19 protein-coding genes are annotated in these 19669 nt (G+C 46.0%); 2 read left to right on the plus strand and 17 right to left on the minus strand.

Annotated features, from left to right (window positions below; translation table 11 throughout):
• Positions 1-26 precede the first annotated feature (26 nt).
• Positions 27-1787: a sensor histidine kinase gene (locus tag AC6I2O_RS11460; protein WP_497742695.1), complete on the minus strand. Its 1761-nt coding sequence runs from the start codon at positions 1785-1787 to the stop codon at positions 27-29.
• 201 nt (positions 1788-1988) lie between these two features.
• On the minus strand, positions 1989-2993 hold the full coding sequence (gene trpS / locus AC6I2O_RS11465) for a tryptophan--tRNA ligase (protein ID WP_497742696.1): 1005 nt from the start codon (positions 2991-2993) through the stop codon (positions 1989-1991).
• A 184-nt stretch (positions 2994-3177) separates the two neighbouring features.
• On the opposite strand from trpS, the gene AC6I2O_RS11470 reads away from it, so the two are divergent.
• Positions 3178-3657 carry an S-ribosylhomocysteine lyase gene (locus tag AC6I2O_RS11470; RefSeq protein ID WP_497742697.1) on the plus strand — a complete coding sequence of 160 codons (480 nt, stop codon included), beginning with the start codon at positions 3178-3180 and terminating at the stop codon, positions 3655-3657.
• 74 nt (positions 3658-3731) lie between these two features.
• Here the strand turns inward: AC6I2O_RS11470 and AC6I2O_RS11475 are convergent, their stop codons facing one another.
• The 4 genes from AC6I2O_RS11475 to AC6I2O_RS11490 all read right to left on the minus strand — a co-directional run bounded on the left by AC6I2O_RS11475 (position 3732) and on the right by AC6I2O_RS11490 (position 7981).
• A complete protein-coding gene (locus AC6I2O_RS11475) occupies positions 3732-4571 on the minus strand; it encodes a TrmH family RNA methyltransferase (protein ID WP_497742698.1) in 840 nt (279 codons plus the stop codon).
• Positions 4572-4602: 31 nt separating this feature from the next.
• On the minus strand, positions 4603-5190 hold the full coding sequence (locus AC6I2O_RS11480; RefSeq protein WP_497742699.1) for a DUF5662 family protein: 588 nt from the start codon (positions 5188-5190) through the stop codon (positions 4603-4605).
• Between the two features lies 1 nt (position 5191).
• Positions 5192-7129, minus strand: coding sequence for a hypothetical protein (locus AC6I2O_RS11485; protein WP_497742700.1), 1938 nt, complete (start codon positions 7127-7129; stop codon positions 5192-5194).
• 93 nt (positions 7130-7222) lie between these two features.
• Positions 7223-7981 (minus strand): exodeoxyribonuclease III, encoded by a 759-nt coding sequence (locus AC6I2O_RS11490; RefSeq protein ID WP_497742701.1) that lies wholly within the window; start codon positions 7979-7981, stop codon positions 7223-7225.
• Positions 7982-8113: 132 nt separating this feature from the next.
• Here AC6I2O_RS11490 and AC6I2O_RS11495 point away from each other — a divergent pair, with 132 nt between their 5' ends.
• Positions 8114-8464, plus strand: coding sequence for a DUF1292 domain-containing protein (locus AC6I2O_RS11495; RefSeq protein ID WP_120392223.1), 351 nt, complete (start codon positions 8114-8116; stop codon positions 8462-8464).
• A 115-nt stretch (positions 8465-8579) separates the two neighbouring features.
• Here AC6I2O_RS11495 and AC6I2O_RS11500 read toward each other — a convergent pair whose 3' ends face one another.
• The 11 genes from AC6I2O_RS11500 to tatB form a co-directional block, all read right to left on the minus strand.
• On the minus strand, positions 8580-10406 hold the full coding sequence (locus AC6I2O_RS11500) for an ATP-dependent helicase (protein WP_120392224.1): 1827 nt from the start codon (positions 10404-10406) through the stop codon (positions 8580-8582).
• Positions 10397-11857, minus strand: a complete 1461-nt coding sequence (gltX, locus tag AC6I2O_RS11505; RefSeq protein ID WP_120392225.1) for a glutamate--tRNA ligase — start codon at positions 11855-11857, stop codon at positions 10397-10399. Before gltX ends, AC6I2O_RS11500 begins: the two co-directional genes overlap by 10 nt.
• A 77-nt stretch (positions 11858-11934) precedes the next feature.
• Positions 11935-13170, minus strand: a complete 1236-nt coding sequence (locus AC6I2O_RS11510) for an FtsW/RodA/SpoVE family cell cycle protein (RefSeq protein ID WP_497742702.1) — start codon at positions 13168-13170, stop codon at positions 11935-11937.
• Positions 13171-13316: 146 nt separating this feature from the next.
• Complete coding sequence (locus AC6I2O_RS11515) at positions 13317-13946, minus strand: manganese catalase family protein (RefSeq protein WP_497742703.1); 630 nt, start codon at positions 13944-13946, stop codon at positions 13317-13319.
• On the minus strand, positions 13946-14509 hold the full coding sequence (locus tag AC6I2O_RS11520; RefSeq protein WP_497742704.1) for a spore coat protein CotJB: 564 nt from the start codon (positions 14507-14509) through the stop codon (positions 13946-13948). The genes AC6I2O_RS11515 and AC6I2O_RS11520 overlap by 1 nt, the downstream gene beginning before the upstream one ends.
• Positions 14509-14730: a spore coat associated protein CotJA gene (locus tag AC6I2O_RS11525; RefSeq protein ID WP_497742705.1), complete on the minus strand. Its 222-nt coding sequence runs from the start codon at positions 14728-14730 to the stop codon at positions 14509-14511. The genes AC6I2O_RS11520 and AC6I2O_RS11525 overlap by 1 nt, the downstream gene beginning before the upstream one ends.
• A 196-nt stretch (positions 14731-14926) precedes the next feature.
• Positions 14927-16531 carry an MBL fold metallo-hydrolase gene (locus AC6I2O_RS11530; RefSeq protein ID WP_497742706.1) on the minus strand — a complete coding sequence of 535 codons (1605 nt, stop codon included), beginning with the start codon at positions 16529-16531 and terminating at the stop codon, positions 14927-14929.
• A 111-nt stretch (positions 16532-16642) separates the two neighbouring features.
• Complete coding sequence (locus tag AC6I2O_RS11535; RefSeq protein ID WP_120392229.1) at positions 16643-17905, minus strand: MBL fold metallo-hydrolase; 1263 nt, start codon at positions 17903-17905, stop codon at positions 16643-16645.
• 154 nt (positions 17906-18059) lie between these two features.
• Entirely contained in the window at positions 18060-18812 is a 753-nt protein-coding gene (gene tatC, locus AC6I2O_RS11540; protein ID WP_120392230.1) for a twin-arginine translocase subunit TatC, read from the minus strand.
• A 17-nt stretch (positions 18813-18829) separates the two neighbouring features.
• Complete coding sequence (tatA, locus tag AC6I2O_RS11545) at positions 18830-19009, minus strand: twin-arginine translocase TatA/TatE family subunit (protein WP_497742707.1); 180 nt, start codon at positions 19007-19009, stop codon at positions 18830-18832.
• A gap of 40 nt (positions 19010-19049) precedes the next feature.
• Positions 19050-19559 carry a Sec-independent protein translocase protein TatB gene (gene tatB / locus AC6I2O_RS11550; RefSeq protein ID WP_497742708.1) on the minus strand — a complete coding sequence of 170 codons (510 nt, stop codon included), beginning with the start codon at positions 19557-19559 and terminating at the stop codon, positions 19050-19052.
• Positions 19560-19669 lie beyond the last annotated feature (110 nt).

A 19669-nucleotide genomic window follows, 5' to 3' on the forward strand; every position in this document is an offset into this window, starting at 1 on the left:
GCGAAACTCCATTTGCACCGCATGTTCTATTTCATCTTCAGCTGAACTCCTTTTTCACCAAGCGGAATCAGGATACTGATTTTCGTCCCTCTGCCTTTCATACTGTTCACATTCAAAACTGCTTTTTCCCCGTAAAAAGATTCCAGCATATAACGCACATAGCGAAAACCAATCCCTGCTTTTTTTGCATTATCCGTTTCCATACCAAGTGGCTGACTGATCCGCCTGTAGTCCTCCTGGCTCAGGCCATCCCCATAATCACGCACAATAATACCTGCATATTCCCGAACCACATCTTCAAAAATCCATAATTCTAACCGCCCCCGATCCCCCAGACCATGCTGCAATGCATTTTCAAGTAACGGCTGAAGCAACATATGGATCGTCGGCACATCGAGATAGCTGCCTTCTTCTATTTGAAGCATTACTTCAAAATCATACCTTTGTTTTTGAATTTCTATATATTTTCTGGCAATCTCCACCTCCGTGCGCAGGGTACTGCTTCCGTTTTCCTTTCCCAGGTTATACGATAATATTACGGTGAGATCGTGTACAAACTCACGGATTTTTAAATTGCCATCTCTCTGCGCCATCCACTGAACAGAATACAGCGTATTCAAAACGAAATGCGGATTGATCTGATACATCAATTTTTCCAGTTCTGCCTTCTTGCGCAGCTCATACCCTCTTCGCTCCTGCTCCTGAAGTTCTCTGATATTTTGCCGCATCCGGCTGATCGTTGCCAGGATCTGGTTAAACTCTTCCATTCCTATATCTTCTTCAACCACCTCAAATTTCCCTTTTCCAGTTTCTTCTATCTCGTATTTCAGCTTTTCAATCGGCTTTCCGATCATCCGATAAACCACAAGAACAATGCTGTAAAATACCGCCAGGGTTACTGCAAAAATAAGAATACTGTGTTTCTGCCATTCCCTGCTTTCATGATTGTATACAGACAGCGGAACAGCCAAAATATAGTAAAAACCCATCCGGCTTTTTTCCATCAGCAAATAATATTCTTTCTCACGGAAGCTGTTTTCCGCCGCTTCCCCTGACCATATGAAATTCAGTTTTTCCCCTTGCGGGAACTCATCTGCTTCTGAATAGAGTACCTCCATGTTTTCGTTCAGCTGAAGCAGCCTGTAATTCTCCATTGCCAGATCATCCAGCTGCACTTCCAGGTAAATATCAAGCTCTGACTCTCCGAATTTCTGTTTTTGCTTTTCCATAGAAATCAGGTATTGCGACTGATATTTGTTTTTGTCATTTTCTATTGCAAAAAACAGATTATCCCCAACCTGCTTTAGTTCTTTCTTTTGTTCCGATACCTTTCCATAAGCGCTGCCCCCGGTGAACAGCACCTCCTTACTTGAAGCATCCTCGTAAAAAACCCGCCGGACATTCAAATTCGTGAATAAAATGTTGGCCAGCTGCTCCTGAACATAATACCTCTGAAGTCGCTTCTCATAATTTTCAGACTGCATCAAATAATCTGTCACAGCTCTTCCGCTGCTTCCCTGCGGCTCCAGGTTCTGCATAATATTCACCAGATTGAGGTACCCCTGATCCAGGCTTGTGCTGATCTGATGCAGAGAGAAGCGCATGGATTTCTGAATCTGCTTTTTTTCTACAGAAGAAATCGTCATAGAAGAAAGAACAAAGGTTGCCAGAATGCTCACGATTGTACTGATCATAATAATCTGAAAAAGTCTGTTTTTGAGTGAATTTTTCTTTTTTGTTTTTCCTTTGTACGCCATCTCACATTTCTCTTTCCTGTATTTTTCCATAAAATTTTACCATATCCCCTCCCAGCCTGCTATTAACAAATGTTTTCATCTTTCAAAACAATTTTCAAATAGAGGTACAAACTGTTCTCACAGCCTGACAACTGCATGCCAGGTGGTTTATTTTTATCGTGGGTACAATAAAAGCTGCCGCAATATATTTGCAGCAGCCCTCTGTCAAGATATTTACAATTTTTCTTTAGTTCAGCGTACACGCTCCGGGAATCCCACTTTTTTCTGCACCTTACGCAGTGTTTTCTGCGCAAAATAATTTGCCTTTTCTGCGTTGTTTTTAATTACGCCGTCAAGATATGCCTTATCTTTCTCAAGCTCCGCTACGCGCTTCTGAAGCGGCTCCAGAACGGACACAACAGCCTCTCCTACTGCTTCCTTCAGCTGGCCGTAACCACATCCGGAAAACTCTTTTACCACCTCGTCCGGAGTTTTGTCAAGGCAAGCGCAGTAAATATCAATCAGATTATGCAGCCCTGGCTGCTCCTCACTGTAGCGGATCTCACCCATGGAATCCGTCACTGCTCGTTTACATTTTCTACGGATCGTATCCGGGTCATCCATCAGATAAATACTTCCGTTTGGATTCTCATCTGACTTACTCATCTTCTTTGTCGGTTCCTGCAAGCTCATAATCTTGGCGCCTGCTTTCCCGATATATGCTTCAGGTACTGTAAATACATCGCCGTAAATCGTATTAAAGCGCTGTGCAATATCCCTTGTCAATTCGAGATGCTGCATCTGGTCGATTCCTACCGGCACGACATCTGCCTGATAAAGCAAAATATCAGACGCCATCAGTACCGGGTACGTAAACAGACCGGCATTAATATTATCCGCATGCTTTGCCGCCTTATCTTTAAACTGTGTCATCCGGTTCAACTCGCCCATGTACGTGAAACAGTTCAAAATCCAGGACAGCTCCGCATGTCCCGAAACATGGGACTGATAATAAATACAGTTCTTCTCCGGATCAAGCCCGGCTGCTATGTAAAGTGTCAGCAGCGCTCTTGCACGCTTCCGCAATGTCGGCGGGTCCTGACGGACTGTAATGGAGTGCATATCTACTACCGAATAAAAGCACTCATATTCATCGCTTAACGTCACCCAGTTTTTCAGAGCGCCAAGATAATTTCCAAGCGTCAGATTGCCCGTCGCCTGCATGCCGCTAAACAGTACCTTTTTATCGTTAATCATTAATTTTTCCTCCTGGATTTTCATTCTATATCTATATATAAACAAATTCTTAAAAAGTTTATCACTTTCACACAGTAAAGTCAAGGTTGTATAACCCGGCCAAATTTGCTATCATGAAGCTGCAAATAATGTAATTGTGAAGGCATGGAGCAGTTATCAAATAACTATATAAGGAGATATTACCATGAAAAAAATAGCGAGCTTTACTGTTGACCATATCAAACTACTTCCCGGGCTGTACGTTTCCCGGAAAGATCACATCGGCGCAGAGATTATCACTACCTTTGATATCCGTATGACAAAGCCAAATGGAGAACCTGTCATGAATACGGCAGAGGTACACACGATCGAACACCTTGGCGCCACTTTTCTGCGCAACCATCCGCAGTACGCAGACCAGACCATCTATTTCGGACCGATGGGCTGCCGCACAGGCTTTTATCTGCTGCTTGCAGGAGACCTTGCATCGCGCGACATTCTACCGCTGATACAGGAGATGTTTGCTTTTATCCGTGATTTTCGCGGTGAAGTGCCGGGAGCTTGCGCAAAAGACTGCGGAAATTACCTTGATATGAACCTGCCTATGGCAAATTATCTGGCAGAAAAATATCTGCGTGAAGTACTGGCAGACATCAGCCCGGAGCGCCTTTCCTATCCGGAATAAAAGTTATATTTCACGATATACTCTGTGATCAGCGTCCTGACTGTCACACAATTATGCTCCCGCGCCTGAGATAACTATCTCTTTGCACCGGATCCAAGCTGCCAGAATGCAACCGCGCTGGCAGCCGCCACATTCAGGGAATCTACGCCGTGTGACATCGGAATACGAATGGTATAATCACAGGCGGCTATCGTCTCATCTGACAGTCCGTCTCCTTCCGTACCAAGAATCACCGCAAGCTTTTCTATTTCCCTGAGCCTCGGATCATCAATGCTGACTGTGTCTTTTCGCAGCGCCATTGCTGCCGTCTGAAATCCCTGTTCCCGCAAAAAACGCATACCCGCTTCAGGCCACGCACACGTTTCTTTGTCCAGGATTGTCCACGGAATCTGAAAAACGGTGCCCATGCTCACCCGGATCGCCCGGCGGTACAGCGGATTGCTTGCTTCCGGAGTCAGCAGTACCGCATCCATATGTAAAGCTGCTGCCGAGCGGAAAATCGCTCCGACATTCGTCGGGTTAACAACATTTTCCAGAACTGCAATCCGCTTCGCGTTCCGGCATACATCTGCTGCACTTGGCATCGGAGGCCGATACATCGCGCAAAGCATCCCTCTTGTCAGCTGAAATCCTGTAATCCTTGTCAGAATATCGAACTCAGCCGTATAGACAGGAATGCCAGGGCACCGCTCCAAAATGCCACTGGCCACACTCTCCACATGCTTTCGTTCCATCAAAATCGATACAGGAACGCAGCCGGCATCGAGTGCCCGCTCAATGACCCGTGGGCTTTCTGCGATAAAAATCCCCTTCTCCGGCTCGTGACGGTTCAACAGCTGATTTTCCGTAAGACGACAGAAAACATCCAGCTCTGGCGCTTCAAACTCCTTTATTTCTATAATATTTGCTGTCATATCTATTCCTTTATCTCAATGGTCTTCGTGATTATATCTTATAACCTTTCAGATAGTAGTCCCGCACAAAACGCATCAGCGTTTCTTCTCCACGCTCATCCAGAATCCGCAGCATGCCGTGCAGCTCCTTCTCTGTCTGCGGATGCAGCAGATAATGACTCTTTCCATGCTCAAAATATTCCAGCGGATGGTGCTGGGTGTACGTTTCTTTATTATAATTCTTGGATGCACTGATTCGGTCCATCAGCATCTCTGCCACATATTTTCTTGGCATCTGCACGGCCTGTAGCGGATACTTCTTTTCCACCGGATGCAAAGAATAGTCGGACCAGTACTCAAAATGATGCTTATTTCTGCCTTTGTGATGCATCCATGCGCCAGAATACCCCTTGTCTCGGCGTTCTCCATTATTCGGACTGCTTTTCCCGTCATCGTAATACAGAAAACCCATCAGCAGCTCTGACGGCATATATTTGGACAAATCGTGAAGAAGCCCCTGTTTATATAAGCCAATCCGGAAACAGTGTTTCATCACCAGAAGCTTATGTTCATTGATTGTTTTCAGATGTCCCCGGATCTTTCTCCAGGAAATCATCTTCCATGCTTTTGACAGTTTCATTTTATTTTCCTTCTAAAATTATAATCGTTCTTCCCGGGACGGTAAACGCCTTCACCTCTCCAATTTTCTCCTGCGCATCTTCCTCCGGAAAGCTCTCTTTCAATGAAGTATCCATCACCTTGCGCCATGTCTGGCCTTTCGGCAGAGACGGAAGCGCAAACTCTTTGGGATTCCAGTGGAAATTCCACGCAATATATACAAAGCCTTCCTCGCCTGCATAACGGCCGGAATACATGCACCCAAGATGTCGCCCTGAGCGGCAGAAATCCCCGTACCAGGCGCGTTCACTGTGGAAAGATAAGGCCGGATATCCGCTGGACAGATGATCCGTAAGCTTCGGTTCCCTGGCCTGATGCAGTACCCGGTGAGTCTTTCGATAGACAATCGCTTTCTCCACAAATTCCGTCAGCTCCTTCTGACGGCGGCAGGTACTCCAGTCCACCCAGGAAAGCTCGCTGTCATGACAGTAGGGATTATTGTTGCCCTCCTGTGAATTTCCAAATTCATCGCCGGCCAGCAGCATTGGAACTCCCTGCGAGAACAGAAGCATCGCATATGCATTTTTCCTCTGGCGCATTCGCAAAGCAGCGATCGCTTTTTTCGCGGAAGGACCCTCACATCCGCAGTTCCAGCTGTAATTATAATCCGTACCATCCCTGTCATTTTCACCGTTGGCAAGGTTATGTTTATGCTCATACGATACGAGATCCATCAGCGTAAAGCCATCGTGATTCGTTAGATAATTCACCTTTGCACAGCCTTCCGGATGACTGCGCAGCTGACAGCTGAAAGCCTCCAGACAAGATTCATCGCCTTTTAAAAGCCTGCGACAGTCGTTCATAAAGCCGTCGTTTGACTCAGCTAAAAATCTGTGCCCGATTCTTTCGTTCCAGCCCTTAATATACTCCGGATGCCAGCCACAGATCAGCTTTCTCGTCCGAAAAAGCGGAAGCCTGGCAAGCTCTGCCGTCACGCTTTCTCTTGCAATGACAGAAAAGCCATCAATATGATACTCACACGCCCAGTAAGAAAGGCATTCCGTTATCATGGAAATATCTGTATCCTCTGTAAAGCAAAATTCCAGAAGCAGCTCTATGTCGTTTGCATGCAGCGCTTTAACCAGATCTTTCAGCTCTGTATCCGGGTGCTCTCCGGCAGCATAGGAATGCTTCGGTGCAAAGTAATACCCCACTCCGTACCCCCAGAAATTCGTCCGATATTTTTCGCTGACGCTCGTCCCCTCTGTCCAATGTAATGACTGGTTTTGCCTATTTACCGCAGAATCGGTCATCGGCTCCGGCAGTTCAAAGGCCCGCTTTGCCGCCTCCTGCTGCGTCTGCGGCCGTTCCTGATGTCTGGAAACCCGCAGCGAAACCTCCGCAAATTCATACACAGGCATCAGTTTTAACTGATTCACCCCAAGCTTTTTCAAATAGGGAATCTTTTCTTTTAACCCAGAGTAGGTTCCTTTTTTGCGCACACCTGAATTTTTCTGCATCGTAAAACCGCGAACGTGCAGATGATACATCACCGCATCCTCAAATGGAATTGCCGGAAGACGGTCATTCTCCCAGCTGTACTTCGGTACCATAAATCCGCCGCGAAGAGCGTGTGCACAGTCCGCAGGCACGGTACCGAATGTCTCCCTTCCACATATTTTTCTTGCATATGGGTCCGTAAATATCCTGTCCCCTTCGCGGAAATTGTATTCATACGCTTCCGTCGGAAGCTTCACTTTCATAGCATAATAGAGATCCCCGGCACCTGTTTCTGGAAACGGCAGCTCTGCCACAATTTCCTGCGTCCCTTTTTTGTAAAGCAGCAGAACTGGCGTTTCTTTCCCTGAACCGAAACAGCCAAAATGTATACCGTCACGCATGGGCACTGCTCCTGGCTGCCGGCAGTTGTCTTCTGTTATTTTAAAATTTATTTCGTTCAATCTTCCGCCCCCTTCCCTGCTTGTACGTTCTTCTTAATCTGTCTCTATCTTTTACGTTTCATATTTATTTTTACGGTCATCCGATCTCCGCACTTATGTCAGATCAAGCTCCAACTCAACCGGACAATGATCCGATCCCATCACTTCCGTATGAATCTTCGCATCCACCAGGCAGGATTTCAACGCTTCCGACACACAGAAATAATCAATCCGCCATCCCGCATTTTTCTCTCTTGCTTTAAACCGATAGGACCACCAGCTGTAGACACCTTCTGTTTCCGGATAAAAATAACGGTACGTATCAACAAAGCCCTGTTCCGTAAGCTGTGTAAACTTTGCCCGCTCCTCATCCGTAAACCCTGCGTTTTTGCGATTTGTCTTTGGATTTTTTAAATCAATTTCCCGGTGAGCAACATTCAGGTCTCCGCAGAAAATCACCGGTTTGTTCTTTTCCAGCGTTTTTAAATAGGCCAGGAAGGCATCCTCCCACTGCATCCGGTAATCAAGCCTCGCAAGCTCACTCTGGGAATTCGGCGTGTAGACAGTCACAAGATAATACGCATCAAATTCCAGGGTAATCACCCGGCCTTCCTGGTCATGCTGTTCGATTCCTATGCCATAGGAGACAGACAATGGCTCCTGTTTCGAAAATACCGCTGTCCCGGAATAACCTTTTTTCTTTGCATAATTCCAGTACTGAAAATAGCCAGGAAGCTCCAGCTCTATCTGCCCTTCCTGCAGCTTGCTCTCCTGAATACAGAAAATATCAGCATCCGTCTCTTTGAAAAAATCGAGAAATCCTTTCTGGACGCATGCCCTCAACCCATTTACATTCCATGATATTAACTTCATTGTGCTCTCCTCTCTGACGCTTATTATATCATTATTTGAAATATTTTCCCAGTAGTATCTTTCCTTTTTGCCTGCTTTATGTTAAAGTAAGAAAACAAGCTTACAACTATTTAGAATAAGTGAGGTACAGACATGAGCGATTTCGAAACATGCAGCGGCAATTGTGAAGGCTGCGCAGAAGAATGCAGCGAAGGCGGCGCAACAATCACGCTGACTCTTGACAACGACGAAACTATTGAATGCTCCATCCTTACCGTCTATGAAGCGGCAGGCAAAAACTACATTGCACTGCTTCCGTTGAATGAACAGGGGATCAATGAGGACGGAGAAGTATTTATCTATCGTTTCCACGAAGAAAACGGCGTTCCGGTACTGGAAAATATTGAGGACGACGACGAATACGAGGCTGCATCTGACGGCTTCGACGAGTGGCTCGATTCCATGGAATACGATGAACTGGTTCCGGCTGAAGACGAGGAATAAAACTCGTTTAAAACGAAAACAGACAGCAAAGCTGTCGGAGGTTTTGCAAACAGATTTCCTGTCCGGAATTCAAGAGCGGGCTGCCGAAAGAAAGCAGCCCGCTCTTTTTAGCCCTTTATTCCGGCAGCAGCTTTTCCAGAAACTGTGATGGCTCCGCCTCTTTTCCATACCGCTCTTTTACATAAAAAATATGCAGCCGGTCTTTGGCCCGCGTCATCCCGACATAAAACAGGCGGCGTTCTTCTTCCAGATCTGCCTCCACCGACGCCTTCCGGTGAGGAATCACCCCTTCATTCACATCGACAAGAAACACTTCCGTAAATTCAAGCCCTTTAGAACTATGCAATGTAGCCAGAGTGATTGCATCTTCCTTTTTCTGACTTCCATTTTGTTTTCTCTCTTCCAGAGCCTCTTTATAAGCGCGCAGATGTTCAAACCATTCTTCATACGTATGAAACGGCTTTGCACACTGCTGAATCTCATCAATCAGATCGGTCAGTTCCTCTGATTTCATCCTTCTGCTCTTTGCATATTCTTTCAGGTACTCTTCATACTGCATTCCATAACGTATGTAATTCACTGCCGCATAAGGCGTCATACCTGCCAGAAGTTTCAAATCCTGCTCCATCCGGTCAATGCGATCCAACATCCATTCCTTTTCCTCATAATATGTCCGCAGCGTCTCAAACGATACGACCGGCGCATCAATGCTGTCGCGGCTGAAATAGCGCGTCGGCCGGTTCATCACCTGCAAAAATTCTGCCCTGTCAAGTCCTGCTCTTGCCAGATGCAGATAGGCAAAAATATCTTTCGCAATCCAGTGTTCGTATATATTAGGCAGTGCATCCCTCATTTCAAACGGCAAATTAAATTCCATCAGCCGCTGTGCAAACGGGCCTGCTCCCTGATTCGTGCGCATCAGTACTGCAATCTCCGTAAGTGGAACTCCCGCTTCCACGCATTTCTGAATACATTTCACAAGATACAGACTCTCATGTTCCTGATGTTCCAGTTGCCGGACATCTACAGCGACGCCTCCGGTACGAACATGCAGGATTTTCTTCGGAAAACGATTTCGATTTTCTTCAATCACAAGCTGCGCACTCTGTATTACCGGAGCCGTAGAACGAAAATTCATATCCAGCAAAATCATCTCCGCCCCCGGATAATCTTTCGGAAAATTCAGCATAATCTCCGGCTTCGCTCCCCGGAAACGATAAATAGACTGATCATCATCTCCCACAATAAAAAGATTATCTTCCGGTTTCGCAAGCATTTTCAAAATCTCATACTGCAAAAGATTAATATCCTGAAACTCATCCACGAGAATGTAGCGAAACCGCTGCTGCCATGCGGCAAGAATATCCTCCCTCTCTCTCAGAAGTTCATACGTACACACGAGCATATCATCAAAATCCAACAGGCCCATCTCTTTGTGCGCCTGCTCATAACGTGCGAACAGCATCCGAAACCTTTCCTCCGGACACGATCTCGAATAATAATGAGCAAGGTCAATCTGCTCATTTTTCACAAGGCTGATCTCTGCTGCAAGCTCCGGAAGCAATTCCTTTTCTTCCGCTGGATTGAGCCGATATTCTCTTAAAAGCTGCTGTAATATCTGGTATTTTTTCTCTTCGCTTAAAATATTTGCTGAAGTAAACCGGTACGCCGCTTTCAGAATACTAAAAAAAACGGCATGAAATGTACCGAATATTACTCCTTTTGCGCCTGAAATCTTTGCAAACCGATTTTGCATCTCCTGTGCCGCCGCTCTGGTAAATGTGATCACCAGTATTTCCCGCGGACTGACCCGATGCTTTTCGATCAGATATTTTGTTCTCTGTGTAATAACAAGGGTTTTTCCGGAACCAGGTCCCGCCAGTACCATGGCAGGACCTTTTCCATGGGCGATCGCCCGTGACTGTGCATTGCTTATCTGCATGCTTCACCTAATCGTTCAATTGCTTTTTTGATTCTTGCAACAGATTCTTCTTTTCCAAGTATCTCCATAATCTCCGTCGCCCCGGCCGGCGTCATCTGCTTTCCGGAAACGGCCACGCGGATTGGCCACATCACAAAATTCACCTTACAGCCCTTTTCATCCACATATGCTTTGAGCATATCAAAAAGTGCGTCGTTCGTGAAATTTTCCTGTGCTTCAATCACAGGCAGAAGCTCTGTCAGTACCTCATAGCAGCTCTGCTCCGTCGTTTTTGACTTTTTGTGCGTATACATGGAAAGCTCATATTCCGGAAGTACTTCAAAGAAATCAACCATCTCCGTGATATCCGGATATACTTCAATCCTTGTTTTTACCATCTGCGCAATCTTTCTGAAGTCAAGATCTTTGGAAATTGCATTCTTCAAATACGGAAGCGCCATTTCATAAAATACTTCATCATCCATTGCCTTCAGATATTCTCCGTTCATCCAGCGCAGCTTCTGCACATCAAATACAGCCGGAGATTTACTCATATGGTGATAATCAAAAGCCTTCACCAGCTCCTCCAAAGAGAAAATCTCCTGGTTATCCTCCGGGCACCAGCCAAGCAAAGCCACATAATTGACAATCGCCTCTGACACAAAGCCCTGCTCCAGCAAATCCTCATAGGAGGAATGACCGGAACGTTTGGAAAGCTTTTTGTGCTCCTCGTTCGTGATCAGCGGACAGTGCACATATACCGGAACCTCCCAGCCAAATGCATCGTAAAGGCGGTTATACTTTGGTGCAGAAGAAAGATATTCGTTTCCGCGTACGACATGCGTGATTCCCATCAGATGATCGTCTACAACGTTGGCGAAATTGTAGGTCGGAAAACCGTCTGATTTGATCAGAATCATATCGTCAAGCTCTGCATTCGGCACCTCAATCACGCCGTAAATCTCATCCACAAACCGCGTTGTACCCTCACGTGGTACGTTCTGACGAATGACATACGGCACGCCCGCTGCCAGTTTCGCCTCTACCTCTTCTTTAGAAAGATGCAGGCAATGCTTGTCGTATACAACAATCTCCTTTCCTGCAACTTCCTGCTTCAGAGAATCCAGACGCTCCTTATCGCAGAAACAATAATAAGCTTCTCCTTTTTCAATCAGTTTTTTCGCATATTCCATATAGATTCCGGCTTTCTGCCGTTCACTCTGCACGTATGGACCGCAGCCGCCATCTTTATCCGGCCCTTCGTCATGAATCAGCCCCGTCTTTTCCAGAGTGCGGTTGATAATCTCCACAGCGCCTTCCACATAACGTTCCTGATCGGTATCCTCAATGCGCAGCATAAACGTCCCATCCTCATGCTTCGCGATCAGATAAGCGTACAACGCCGTCCTTAAATTTCCCACATGCATTCTGCCTGTCGGGCTTGGTGCGAATCTCGTCTTTACTTTGCTCATACTCTACTCCTCTTTTTCTTCCTGCACAGACACCAGGCAAAGCATGTCTCCGCCTGAAATACAGTCTGCCATGTATTTTATTTAAAACGAATCTGTCGTGACACACTGAGCGCCAGCGCCATCTCCGCCATCAAAAACAAAATCGACGTACCTCCGTAACTGACAAACGGAAGCGTAATTCCCGTCGTCGGAATCATATTTGTCACTACCGCAATGTTCAGTACTACCTGAAGCGCGATATGCACAAAAATACCGGATGCAATCAGAGACCCCAGCAAATCAGGTGCATTCTGTGCGATAAAAAACAGCCGGTACAGCATCAGCACAAACATCAGAATCACTAATACTGCTCCAAACACACCGAGCTCTTCACAGATAATCGAAAAAATCATATCGTTCTGCGCCTCCGGAAGCGCTCCAAGTTTCTGTGCACTGTTTCCAAGTCCTTTTCCGAAAAAGCCGCCGGACCCAATCGCATACAGCCCCTGCATAACCTGATAACCGCCGAGACTCGAATATGATTCCGGATCAATCCAGACCTGAATACGCCGAATTCGGAAATTCTCAGAGTTTGCCGCACTGTTTACAAGAATAAGCACAACAAGCGCGACAAGCGCAGCGCCCGCTACAGCGGCAATCACAAAAGGCGCCGTTTTCGGGTGTGCAATAAAAACCAGAACCACTGTGATACCGGCAATAATAATCGCCGTACTCAGGTTCTCCGTGAACACATACGTAAAGGCTGCCGACAGAAGGCCAAAACCAAACACAATGCACGGGGCCTTAACCCCCTTCAGCTTGTACCCTATCTTTACAATTAAAACCGGGATAAACAGAATCACTGCAAGCTTTGCAAGCTCCGCCGGCTGAAAGGATATCGGACCGAAATAAATCCAGCGCTTCGCACCGTTTACCTCCCGCCCGATAAATTTTGTGATAAACAAAAAAAACATGGACACGGCATAAATCGGAACCGAAAACCGTGCCAGAAAATGGTAATCAATCTGAGAGCCGACAAGCGCCAGAACCAGAGCTCCCACGCTGATCACTGCCTGCTTTCTGAAATAAGCCATATCGTCGCCCGCTGATTCCAGCATTGCTTCATAAGCACTTGTACTGTACAGCATAACTAGTCCGAAACATGTCAGCAAAATTACGATTGCCAGAAGATTATAATCGAAATAATCCCGTTCTGTACTCAGGACACGCCGCACATATTTTCGATTGGAATTCTGCGTTTTTCCCGTACTTCTGCTTTTCGGAACCGGGCGCAGATTACTGCTTCTTGCCGCCATATAACACCTTCTATTCATACCTCTTCAACAAATCACCCGGTAATCATACCATATTCGATTCTTTTTTTCCAGTAGTTGCGGGAATTTCTTAAAAAAAGAGACTGCCGTTCTATACAAAAGCGGCAGTCTCAAATTTAAATCATTTTATTAGCACTTTGTATTACTCACTGCTTATTCCCTGGCGGGCAGGAAACAGGCGCATCAAAGCTGGCATTAAATGCATAGAAATTCTTGGCGTCAAGATCTTCCTGCACGGAGCGGAGAGCTTCACCGAAACGCTGGAAATGCACAACTTCCCGCATACGCAGAAAACGAATCGGGTCAGCAACTTCCGGTGTATTTTTTACAACACGCAAAATATTGTCATATGTGCTGCGCGCCTTTTGCTCTGCTGCAAGATCCTCAAACAAATCTGTAATTGGATCTCCCTTACTCTGGAATTCACATGCATTCTGCGGAACACCGCCAGCTGCCTGAGGCCACACACCGATCGTATGATCAATATAATACGGTCCAAGACCGCTCTTTTCAATCTCTTCCATTGAAAGATCTCTTGTCAGCTGATGCACTATGGTAGCTACAATTTCCAGATGTGCCAACTCTTCTGTACCTACATCTGTCAAAGTCGCCATCGCTATCCTGTTTTTCATGGCAAAACGCTGCGAAAGATAGCGCAGGGAGGCATTGATTTCTCCATCTGGACCTCCATATTGACTCATGATAAACTGTGCGAGTTTTGCATTCGGAGTCGTAATGTTTACCGGATATTCAAGTCTTTTTTCATAAAACCACATTAACAATTCCCCCCTTCCCACGGCCATGGCTGACAAGCCCACTCCCAGGAACGACCTGCGTCATCATCCATGGTGCCGATGTTCAGCGGACCATAGGCTTTCGCGTATTCTTCCAGGGCAAAATTGCGTTTCATATTGTGACGATTAAAATAGTGAAGCGCTGCATCATCATTCGGATGCGTATCGAGATAAAGCAGGGCATCGTATACCGCAAAGCTTACTTCATCAATATAGCACAAAAGCTTTTTCTGGTTTCCTGTCGGTACTTCCTGTTTCCAGTCGTCTTCGCAAGTGCACGGCGACGACATTCTGTCCTGTCCCATATCCTGATGGTGGTGCCTCATATGATTTTCCGTACATGGATGATTCTGGCCCATGCGATTTTCCATACACGGACGATTCTGATTCATGTGATTTTCCATGCACGGACGATTCTGGCCCATGCGATTTTCCATACACGGACGCACCGGCTCCTTCACTGGCATCGCGCAGCGCGCCTGGCCCATATTATTTCTGGCGCCATGCGGCCCCATATTCTGTGTACAGCAAGCATTTCGGTTCATCAGCATTTACCCCCTCTCCCACAAAATGGCTTATCAAGGCACGGAAAAATAGTTCCAGCAGCAAGTGCCTGACACACATCATACGTTGTATCCCAACTCTGATACGGCACATATCCCATTGCCAGAGGCGCATTCGCCTCTGCCATATGATGATAGACTTCATTTACCCGGCAATTTGTGAAAACTCCGCATTCACAGCCGGCGTTTCTCATATCTGACATACGCGCTCCTCTCCTTTTCAAAAGATATACTTCATTATCAGAATATGACTGTTTTCTGAAAACGTTATTATCTGCAAAGTGCCCAGAAGTACCGCAGAGCCGAAAAATTAGAATTCTGTTTCCACAATCAAAAAACAGGCAACCATCCAAACGGATGATTGCCTGCGATACTCATTGCCTTTATAATTTAGGCGTTTTAGCTATAAAAAATATTTGCGGACTCGTAAGTCGCATATTTTCCTTCACGCCGTGTATAAACACCCTCCTCAATTTGTCCTGCCAGCATATATTTGACAAGCAGTACCATATCACGTACATACTGTACACTAAACGGATTCAGGTTCTCAAAATGACCCGTCAGAAGTTCATATTCCTGCCCCCGCGCTGCAATATCTGCCATGAAATGCTCTACAGACGGGCGGTAATCTTCAAATGATGTTCCAAACAACCACAAATCGCCAGAGCCAACTGCATCACCGGAGAAAATATAATTCTTATAATACAGACAGATCGAACCATCCGTATGCCCCGGAACCAGAATTACTTCCATTGCCTCGTCGCCAAGTGTAATCATATCGCCATCGTTTACTTCCTGAATATTCAGTGAATCCTCTGATACGCCAGATTTATCCATCGTTTCAACGAAACCTGCGCGGTCTGCCGGATGGATGTATGTTTTACGGACATTTCCGGAAGCCATCAACGACGGAATGCCAAGAATATGATCGCCGTGCAGATGTGTGACAAAAATGTCCATTTCAGCCTTCGGGTCTGTCAAAACATTCTCTGCCAGATAAGCGTACAAATCCGCTTGTCCAAAACCGCCCATTGCGCTGTCAACCACGAGTACCTCTTTTCCAAAATCAATAACATACAGTCTGTCCAGATCGTAGTCACGAATCTCTGTCACATTATCGTTTAATACCTTATGTGTAAACAGCATATTCGGTGCGTTCTTACCGTGATCGGTACGTGCAAGATCCTGACTGAACAGCCAGTTATACGGTGTTCCGATGCTGTATACACGCTCCCATACATTATGTGCAGGTGTGATAGAACCGGCGCTGAATACCTCGTATTTCACGGCTCCGCTTCCTGCTTCCTGCAGTGCTGCAACCGCATCTGCTGTTGCCTTCTCCGGAACAACGTCGTCATCCGCATTGTGGAATGCCCAGATCGGCATGTTTGCCAGTGCTTCAAATACACCCTTCTGTCCATAGAAACGCTCCGGCGCCTCGCCGCACATCGGCATTGCACCGGCAAAAAAATCCGGATAGGTCAGGAGCATCGCCCATACCCCCGTTCCACCCATGGACATTCCCTGGATGTAGATACGGTCCTTATTGATCTTCGGATTCGCCGCACAGTACTCCTCCACCATCTGCTTTACAGCAGCAAGCGTTTCTTCACCGGACCAGTCGTCTGCCGGACACTGCGGCGCCAGAATATACGTAGCATTTTTATTCAGCTGCGCTGATTCCATAAAAAATGTTGCGCCACGGTTTGCAGTTAGCTGTGTACCATTTGCACCCTTTCCATCTTCGCCATGCAGAAATACTACAAGCGGAACAGACTCTGGAAGCTCTTTTACATCCCCGGACGGATCATACGCACAGTACTCCATATCTCCGCTCTTACCTGCTGTGAATTTAGCTGCCAATTCCTCTGAGCTTTCGATCTTCAGTTCAACGGTATCTTCTCCATTCTCTTCTGCAAAAGCCATAGTTCCAAGCCCCAGCGTTCCGGCCGCAAGCGCCATCGCGGTAGCTCCCTTTAAAAAATCACGTCTTGATAACTGCATAAAAAATCCTCCTTTAGTTTCAACCAAGCTCTCAAATGTTCAGACCGTGTTTTTCAAAATAGCATCAAAAAATTTTAATATCCGAAAACGTTGCGTAACTTGCTTTCCTGATTAATTTTCTTTCTCTGCTATGCCAGCGTATTCTTTCATCGCATCCAACGGTCCTGTGATCGCTGCAGCGGAAGTAAGCGTAGTTCCGAAATAGCACGTATAACGTCCAAAAGCACCAACACTCTTGAGTGCAACGTAGCCGCGTTTCATCCAGTCTTCCATGGTAAGGCCATCCACACCGTCATACTGCCATTTATCTGCATCAGACAGAATATGAATCAGGTTCTGCATGCTCTTTGCATACTCAATATCCATATTCATCGTACCGAAACGGTTGACATACTGCCAGCCATGTCCTCCCAGAAACAGCATTTTGGCTCCTGTCTCTTCTCCTGCGCCAAGGCCGGCATCAAAAGAAGTGTAGCTTTCCAGTTTTTCTACGACAGCGTCAATTCCTTCATTAAGCTGATTCAATCCGTCCAGGCTGAAAATCCATACGCTTGATCCGGAGCCGATCGCATCCCCGATCAGAGACAAATACGTTGCCGTAGCGTTGCTTGCGTCATAATTATAAGTAATCAGCGGCGTATTGATTACATAAATAGTAGATGCGTCTGTATGGCCCGGACAGAGAATCGTATCCAACGCAATTTCGCCTACCTGAATCGTAAATTCACCCGGCATAAAGGTCTGGAACTCATATGATGCAAAACGCTCTTTAATCTTATCATCCACATCGCCTTCCGGAAAAAGAACCGTATAGCCGAGTCCTTCAAACGCTGTGGAATATCCCACATGATCGCCATGCTTGTGCGTGATTGCAATTTTCAAATTCCGGTCCTCTGTAAGAGAAAGAATCAGGTCCCGGTATTCTGTATTGATTTTTTCCAGAACTGCCGCATCCTCTGCATCCTCCCCAAAATGCATGGCCGTAGCAGCCGGACCATTGCCTAAATCAACCAAAAGTGCATCTTTTCCTGATGTAATGAGATACATACTGGCTGTGTTGTTGTCGTTTGTGGCGCCGTTCGTATCCATGCTGTCAGCATACGGAACTTCTTTCGTATAGTCCATGATGTGATACAGACTGAACGACGGATTCGGATTGTGCTCCTCACTGTTTGCGTCAATTACCGTTGCTTCCACGGTAAAATGGCCATACTCATATTTGCTTCCGTAACCGTCAAAAACAGGGGCAAGTCCTGCCTTACTCTCCTGCTCTGCCGCACCGGCGCTCATACCTGCTGCTCCAAGTACAGCCACACTTAAGGTTCCCGCCGCTGCTCCTCTCAAAAAATCTCTTCTTGAAATAGTTTTTCCCATAAAATAGTACCTCCTGAAATTTGTAAGTCACACCTAAGTTACAACAGTCTGGTTTTGAGAACTCGTATATGAGTAACGGCGTTATGCCGGCTCATCTTAAACTTATCGCCAAATCACCTGGTTCCAGGTCATGCTTTCGCATGTAGGTCAAAAACTATATATCCTCTTCATCCTGCTGCTTCTTTTTTCTCAGCTTCAGAAGCGCACTGCTGATCAGGATACTTACCTCATACAACGCAATCATAGGGATTGCCACCATAATCTGTGATACAATATCAGGTGGAGTCACCAGCGCTGAAATCACAAAAATACAGATAACAATCAGCTTCCGTCCCTTTCTCATCCATTTCGTTTTCAGAATACCCACCTGAGTCAAAACCACCGACATTACAGGAAGCTCAAAAATAATTCCGAAAATCAGAAAGATACTGAACAGAAACGTCAGATAGCTCTGTACACTGATCGATGCCGTAATATCACTTCCACGGCTCAGATCAATCAGAAAATGAAGCATGAACGGTATCATGATATAGTAGGCAAACAAAACACCTATCACAAAACAGCCCAACCCGCATACGAGCGCTGCCCGTATCAGAAAATTTTCGTTTTTCCGAAGTCCGGGCTTCATAAATGCCCAGATGTTGTATGCAATAACCGGAAAAGCGATACAAAGTGCAGCAATCAGGGCAACCGAAAAGTACTGCATCAGAAGCTCCTGCGGTGCGATATATACGTATTGATAACCGTATTGCTCCCCCATCCCGGTGAGCAGCTCCACCAGATCCGGTGCAAAATGCAGGCCCACCAGAAACGTAAAGACAAGACAGACAACACAGATCACCACACGGTTTCTCAGTTCTCTCAAATGCCCTGACAGTGACATATTACTTTCTTTCTTTTTGCGCATAATCTCTCAGACGGTATTCAGATCGTTTCTTTTTCTTCCGCAAAAGTGGAATCTCCTTCGCCCTCCTCCGTCATTCCTTTCTGAAAACTTTTTACGCTCCGTCCAACCATCCTCGTCAGCTTCGGAATCTGGGACGGTCCGAATATCAGTAAAACAACTGCCAAAATAATTAATAACTCCGTCGTACCTATCTTCATAATCTCTATTCCTTTCTATCTCATATATTTTATTCTGTTTTTACGCCTCGCAGGGCGCTTCCGAATTCGCGGATCCATTTTTCAGCTCCGTCTGTATGTCCATAGAATCTATAGATTCGCTTTGCAGATTTTCTGTTGCATTATCCTGCTTTTTTGATTCGTTATGCAGATCTTCCGGTGCATTCTGCAACTTTTCTGATTCATTCTGTGAATGTTCCGTAACACTCTCTGTTTTTTCCTTTCTCTGGAAACCGCCGTTTTTCACCGGTTTCCCGATATCAGAAAACGAAGCTTTTACTTCATTCACGCTCCCTTTCACTTCACGGCTAATCTCGTCAAACGGTTCCATTGCCTCTCGAAGCGGCCTCTGCGCTTCCTGCAGCGGTTCCACCACATTTTCCCTGATCTCTTTTGTTGCTTCGGCAGTATATTTTTTGAACTGCGCCATAGCCTGCCCGAATTTCTTCGCATAATAGGGCAGCTTATCCGGCCCGACTACTACCAGTGCAACAATGAATACGATCAGAAGTTCCTGAAACCCGATCTTCATCTTTCCTCTAATCCCTCCTTTTTGTGCGCAACGGCTTTGCAGCATTTATGACAACAGTATAGGTGGAAACAAGTGAAATTTCTTCCAATTATGTTGGGAAAACTTTTGAA

The organism is Blautia sp. St.27G3 (assembly GCF_059728505.1).